The 5,918-nt window shown below is 42.5% G+C and carries 4 protein-coding genes; 2 read left to right on the top strand and 2 right to left on the bottom strand.

Annotation, left to right across the window (positions count from 1 at the left end; all coding sequences use genetic code 11):
- A partial coding sequence (locus tag B2Z67_RS04075; protein ID WP_291528546.1) for a hypothetical protein occupies positions 1-551 on the bottom strand: 551 nt, incomplete at its 3' end.
- Positions 552-1,196: 645 nt separating this feature from the next.
- Between B2Z67_RS04075 and B2Z67_RS04070 the strand changes: the two genes are divergently transcribed.
- Together B2Z67_RS04070 and B2Z67_RS04065 are read left to right on the top strand one after the other, a co-directional pair.
- Complete coding sequence (locus B2Z67_RS04070; protein WP_349677264.1) at positions 1,197-3,839, top strand: hypothetical protein; 2,643 nt, start codon at positions 1,197-1,199, stop codon at positions 3,837-3,839.
- Between the two features lie 255 nt (positions 3,840-4,094).
- On the top strand, positions 4,095-5,090 hold the full coding sequence (locus tag B2Z67_RS04065) for a hypothetical protein (protein WP_291528544.1): 996 nt from the start codon (positions 4,095-4,097) through the stop codon (positions 5,088-5,090).
- A 70-nt stretch (positions 5,091-5,160) separates the two neighbouring features.
- On the opposite strand, the gene B2Z67_RS04060 is transcribed toward B2Z67_RS04065, so the two are convergent.
- Positions 5,161-5,918 (bottom strand): hypothetical protein (locus tag B2Z67_RS04060; protein WP_291528543.1); only part of this gene is annotated, 758 nt, incomplete at its 5' end.

Below are 5,918 nucleotides of genomic sequence, written 5' to 3'. Positions count from 1 at the left end.
GGCTTTTGGGGATTTTTCTTGTTTACATGCAGCGCTACATGATGAGCGATGGTCGCCACCGCCGTATCCTGCCCGATGATGATTTTCCCAAGCTCCTCGCGGAGCGTTTTGGCATCCGGGGGCGGGGCGGCTTCCACAGGCGCAGCCGCAGGCACCTTGATCGCGCCCATGTTCGCGACGGAATCGAGGTCGTAGCTGTGCGACGGTGCGGTTGCGCGCCGGGTAGGTGTGGGATTGGCATCCGTCGATGGGAACTCCCGAAAGAACATCGCCATTTCCGGGTAATTGCAAAACGGAACCGTTTCGCCGCTGCTGATAAGCCGGATCGCCCAGTTGTCGCCGGTGTAAGAGAAGCTGGGCCGCACCTTCATGCAAAAGTAGGGGCCGTCCTTGAAAAAGCCGATGTCAATGTGGGTGGGCGAACATCCTGCCGGTAACCTGCAAGGGCCGAGCGGGAGAACCTTGTCGGGCGGGCATTCCGCGATTTTTGTCCAGAGCGCGACATGCTCTGCTTTGGTGAGGTTTTTTAGGTCGGTGAGATGTAATTCCATATGAGCCTCCTTCGTAATTGGCGATAGTAATTGTTTTTAGCCTCCGTTTCTGTATTCGAGGGACTCTCGCCTTGAATGCCTCTGATAGATAGCGGCGGGAGAAGGGGTTTGTTAACCTGAGAGAATAGAAATTTAAGATTATGTCGTACCGCGCGGGCATAACCGTGGAGGTAGAATAAATAGAGGTGCGAACGTGCGCCCTTGTTTTAATTTTGCCGAATAAACAATTTTCGTTGAGCGGCCTTATCGAATTATGCTATACTTAGCTGGAATTATGTCTGATCTATACAAAAAAGAGGTGTAACTAGATTGGGGCTAACTTATTGTGTATGCCGGTATAAGACTCTCGCCACTTTTTCACCCGCTAAGAGTAGTATTGAGAAATACCATTACCATCGAGACGAAATGAACACCAAGTATAACATAATGAAGTTGATTGCATTTCGGGAGGGAGAGATTCTCATCGGCATTCAAGCGCGTTCAGTCATTGTTTTTAGCGAGGCATAGCGTATGTTTCACCCGTATAGAAAGAATAGTTCATATTTACGTGGGGCTATCTTTGTCGCCTATAAAGAAAAGTGTGGTTACTGTGGTCGTCTGATACAGCAACGCGATATGCATATTGATCACATTATTCCATCCCACATGGGAACGTATCAAGACGACGAGACCGCTCAATACCTTTTGGAATTGGAAAAAGACGGATTTAATCCTGATTGTATTGAAAATTACATTCCCTCTTGCCCAGCGTGCAATATTAGCAAAAACAACCGTGTTTATACGGCTGCTAATTTGAGGTTTTTCCATGAAATAGCAAGAGCACATGCTCATGAAATATTAGTGACAATAGATACGTTAAAAACTAAAACAACTGAGTCCTTCTACGAACCGGTAGATACCGAGCTCTGGGAGGCGTTGGATTTTTCGTATCAACGTGATATATCTCATGCAATTATGGGTTACCGATTGACGCCAGCAGATGTGGTTGCCTGCCCCAAGTTTCTACAAGTAGCAAGAATCGAAAAACAGTTGACTATTGTTGATTATGTTTTAGTACAAGGCGAAGCTGGTTGCGGGAAGTCCATCTCAGTTTATCAGGCAGCGTACAATCTCTTTAGGAAGGGCTGGAAAGTCTATCTCTATAAGGCAACTGAGAATCTAATTGTTCCGGCGATTCCACGAAACACGGAGTCTTCAATCTATATTATTGATGATGCGCAGCGACTATCGGAAAAAACAATAGAGATAATTTCTGAACAGGCGCGTCCAAACACAAAAATTATTTTTGCTAAGACTAATTCATCTGCTATACGGCACGATACAATTCTGGTGACAAATAAAGATGCCGTAAAAATATTACGTGATGACTTTCTTGCTAGGAAGAAAGAAATTACGCCCATTGTGCATCAATGCGATGCTAGGGTTGGGATTAATTTCTCGGATTCGCCAATCGAAAGACGCCTGGAGGGGGCAGAAAAAGCGTCAACACCATGGCAGTTCAATTATATTCTTCGAGGCGGTTGGCAGACAATTAAAGAACAGTATGAAATGATTCGTACGCATCACGACTGTGGTCTGCTGGCTGCAGCTATAGCTGCATTTCAAATCGTGAAGTTAGATAACTGCGTAGATTATCGTTGGCTATGCAATTATCTACTGCGCTTTGACAATTCTCTTTCATGGGATGATGATGATTTACAATATCTTGTGAATCACAAAATAGTATTGTCTTTCGATGATGTGCGTATCGTCCATTTAGAAAGTGCGGAGAGAATTGTCGCTCAATTTCTTAGAAACGCCTCAATAGAAAAGAAAACAGTACTCTTTAGAGCTATCGAGACATCCTTTATAGAAAAGAAGTTTATGCCGATGGGCATTGTATGGTTGAGCAATAGAATGCTGGGTTACTCTTTCGCTTATCGTTGTGAAGAGGTTTTTATCAGTGAAGCGATGATATCTTCGGCGTTAGAAAGCCTTTTGGATATACAGAGTTCTCATGAACGCGTCGGCATTGCTTTCTTCATGGAGAAAGTATTCAAATTCCGATATGCGAAGAATGGAAGATGGTTTTTTGATAAACACGAAGTGTTACTCCTGGATTGGATCGCTCATGCCGATAGTGTAACGGCTTATGCGTATTCTAATCTTATTAATATTCTAATTAACACAGATAGAAAACGATATCGTCAGTGCATGCAGAGAGTTGATTGGGCACAAATAGTTAAATCCTTAGCACTAGAGAGAAAACCCAACCTATATGCATGGGGGAAACTAATAAACCGCTTGACAATTTTTCTTCCTAAGCCGAGATATGCACAGATTCGAGAGATTCTGAACCCGGTAATTGTAGATATATGCGCAAAGGCGACAGTTACAAATATATCAGCTCTGTCTGATCTCCTATGCGACATTAAACATTTATTCCCGACATATATTCATGAATCAATCAGGAAGTTATTACCTGTGTATAAAGAATATTTCAAAAACGATATGCTACACGCTATCAATCTGTTCAGCTTTGAATTCTTTCTATGCATATGCGGTTTGAGTTTGTTGGGTGGACATCGTGCCACAAAAGAGGAGCGTGAAACGGCGGCAGCTCTGGTTTCAGAGCTGCCAGTAGTAGAATTTGCCTCCGCAATTTCAAATAGTTATCCACGAGATTGGCAAAGCATAGATCAAGTATTGTTTCTTATAGGAACATACGATAGAAAGAAAGCTTCAGAAATTGTGAACCAAGTTGATATCATGAGACTTTCGGATATAGCTAAGGACAACTGGACTCAATATGGCGAAATTGTTCATCTGTGTAGGGGACTCCATATAGGCGATTGGAGAATAGCGCGTCGGTTCGTCGAATACAATCGTGATAAGATACGTGTTATGTACTCAACAATAGCTTTCATTGCGCCGCAATGTGCCATAAGTTTATTTAAAGACGGAGTTCCTGTGGATCTGCTGACTGGGCATTGGTGGAGAATCAGTTTTTACGCATTAAGAGAATTGATAAAGTCGAATAGCGTTGAAGCCCAAAAAATACTTTTATCGAATGTTCCGAAAATCATTAAGCGATTGAACACTTCTTCTAAAATAGACTTTGATGATGATGGCTGTTTGATGTTCTTGCAGCTGGTGCGCGAGTGCGATGACAATATTTTTAGAAGAATTGTTTCCGCTTTGGATTCTCAAGCAATTTCCGACAGTTGGGAAAAGTCGCATGTGAGTTCGCGACAGAAAAAACGGGTGGAAGAAAGATGTAGCCGATTCTTAGATATGATCGAGCAATGATTAGAAGCTATGGGGCATCCGTTACTGCACCTAAGTTTTTTTCGGAGGCTGATCATCAATATAAAGATAGGCGGAGCTTGATCATGCACCCTTGCCCTTTATGCCGCCTTAATTTATTCTCGTTGAGCCGACTTGGCGAAATATGTTATACTTGGCTGTAATATAGTACTGTTTATATAACAAGGGCTTAATCTGGGTTGAGGCTGACCTGTCGGGTATTTGGTCATAAAAGCATCTTACATTAGGAGGGATAAAATGAAACCATTAATGGAGCAGCACAGAGACGATTATTACGGTAGCTTTGGTACAACGTACTCAAATCACGTAAATAAGTTTATAGAATACTTGAGGCGTATTGATAAAATAGATACTCCTACCAAAATAAGCTTGAGTGACGTTAAGAATTGTATTCAATACTACTCGGAAATCGGCAAGATAAATTATCGTGCATCAATGGAATCTCATTTAGAATCACTGAAAAGTTTTTATGACTATCTAAGCAAAGAAGGTAAAGCATCTGATATATTTACGCAAATAGACTACGAGGATTACAAGAATGATATTTTCGAATCTTGTAATTTGGAAGAGGGAAGCGAACGAGAAATATTCTCTATGGATACAATCAAGGAAATCCTTATTAACTTGGATTCGGATTTAGGCAAACGCCCTGAAAATCTGATAAAGAAGAGAGATACTGGAAGGTTTTATCAGAGACAAGTGTTGCGATTGTTTATAAAGCTAACATTGATAGCGCCAGCAAAAAAATCTACGATCTGCAATTTGAAATTCGGAGACTTTGATGATGATTTTAGGAGTTTTGCAATAAATAGAACTTCTATCCGCATACCTAACAGCTTGAGGAATAATATTATAACTGCTACGAAACTGGCACAAGAGATACGCAAAACCCCGCCTGAGAAAGACGATAAATTGCTGCATTACGTGTTTAAAGGAAATTTTACTAATATGTCTTTGAATCAATGGTTCTGCACCTTCCTTAAAGAATACAGTATTTTAGATATTGACGATACAAAATACTCGTATGAGTTAGAGCCATTAATGAAGAGCGCAATTAAGTTCATGGTTGATAGGATGTTTAATCCAGCAGCAATATCAAAAATCAGCGGTATAAAGATCGCAACGCTGGAGTCAACATATTATTCTAATGCAGCAGATTTCACTCAATATATAAACATAGATGATACCATCAATTGGGAAATAGCAAAGAGTGACTACTATAATTATATATAAGTGGTCTGTATTATTATGAATATTTAACCCACGAAGAACCCAAAGGAGCCTTCGTGTACGTCCACTTAATCTACATCCCCAAGGACGAGCTGGGAAGAGCTATTCCGTAACATGGCAAGAGGACGCCCATTTGCACCAATCCTTCCAAACGTGTAAATCGCGTTGAAGCCCGAATGCGTATCGTGTATATTATTGGTGCGGCCGGTGAGGTTGTATCAAAGGTGACATCTTGATACAAAATGTCCTTACTTAAACCAGCACGATAAAAATTAGTGCTGGTTTTGGTATTTATTGCGCTAATAATGTCAAAAAGAGAGCGATGAGCATCTGCTTGCCCATCGCCCTCTTTGGTCATTCTGGCATGTTCGCCCTTCAGCATAAATACGGCTGGGTCGAGTAGTGCGTCGAACGGCTCGGCGTAATCCCCTTCGAGGTTCAGGTCATCATAGACCAGTATCCGCTTGAACAGCGCTTGGTTAAAGCACCTGCGCTCATAATCCCCCGCCAGCCGGTAGGCTTCCCCGCAGTCCTCCAGTAGCTCGCAGATGTCATGGACGTTATGGGATATTTCCGTACTCTCCGACTGGTATGCCGCCATCTGGCTTGTAATACCCTTGAGCGACCGGCTTATACGCTCCTGCTCCTGTTTCATAAGATGTAGAGGTACAGCGTCGGCGTAATGCGCCTGTAGGAGCTTGTGCTGCTCCCGCTCCAGCTTGTCTTTTTGGTTCTTTAGCCGGTCTAGCTCCGCCCTTTTCTGTTCGGCTAGTTTTTCGATCTCCTCCGACACATACTGTTCCAGCTGTCGCCTAAACTCCGGCGTGAAGG

This window comes from Bacteroides sp. UBA939, from assembly GCF_002293435.1.
GTDB lineage: Bacteria > Bacteroidota > Bacteroidia > Bacteroidales > Bacteroidaceae > Bacteroides.
Note: the sequence above shows the minus strand (reverse complement) of the source record. Positions and strands in the feature narration are given on the sequence as shown.